The organism is Microbispora sp. CL1-1 (assembly GCF_012034195.1).
In the GTDB taxonomy this organism is placed as follows: domain Bacteria; phylum Actinomycetota; class Actinomycetes; order Streptosporangiales; family Streptosporangiaceae; genus Microbispora.
In genome coordinates this window covers 1-781 of the sequence record NZ_JAATEK010000156.1, presented here as the reverse complement: position 1 = coordinate 781, position 781 = coordinate 1, and the positions used below count along the sequence as shown (strand labels likewise).

The following is a 781-nucleotide window of genomic DNA, read 5'->3' as shown; positions in this document are numbered from 1 at the left end:
GATCGGTCGCGTCATCTCACTCCCGCTCTCACAACCTTGTGGACAATCACACCGAGATCCAGCCCGACCCGGCGGCGGCGCTCTCCTCGACCGCGGCGAGCACCCGCTGCACCCGCAGCCCGTCCTCGAAGGACGGCGTGGGGTCGGTGCCGGCGGCGATCGCCTCCAGGAAGTCCTTCGTCTCGTGGACGAAGGTGTGCTCGTAACCGAGGCCATGGCCCGGCGGCCACCATGCCCCGGCGTACGGGTGGTCCGGCTCGGTGACGAGGATCCGCCGGAAACCGGCGTCCCCCTCGTCGGCCTGGTAGAACCACAGCTCGTTCATCGCCTCGAAGTCGAAGGCCAGGCTGCCCGCCGAGCCGTTGACCTCGATGCGCAGCGCGTTCTTGCGCCCGGTGGCGAAGCGGGTGGCCTCGAAGGAGCCCAGTGCCCCGCCCTCGAAGCGGCCGATGAACAGCGCCGCGTCGTCCACCGTCACCTCGCCCATTTCACTGCCGCCTTCGGCGGCCAGGCCGGCCGACTCCTCGGCGAGCGGGCGCTCCTTGATGAAGGTCTCGGTGAGCGCGCTCACCCCGGTAAGCGACCGGCCGACGATGAACTGCGCGGTGTCGATGATGTGGGCGCCGATGTCGCCGAGGGCGCCCGATCCCGCCTTGTCCTTCTGCAGCCGCCAGACCAGGGGAAACTGCGGGTCGACGATCCAGTCCTGCAGATACTGCGCCCGCACGTGCCGGATCTCGCCGAGCCTGCCCTCCTCGACGAACCGCCGGGCCAGCGCGAT

Annotated in this window: 1 protein-coding gene; it reads right to left on the bottom strand. The window is 70.0% G+C overall.

Translation table 11 applies throughout. The features are described 5' to 3' along the window. Positions 1 to 46: 46 nt before the first annotated feature. The coding region (locus HCK04_RS40395) for a Gfo/Idh/MocA family oxidoreductase (protein WP_142652784.1) at positions 47 to 781 on the bottom strand (735 nt) is incomplete at its 5' end.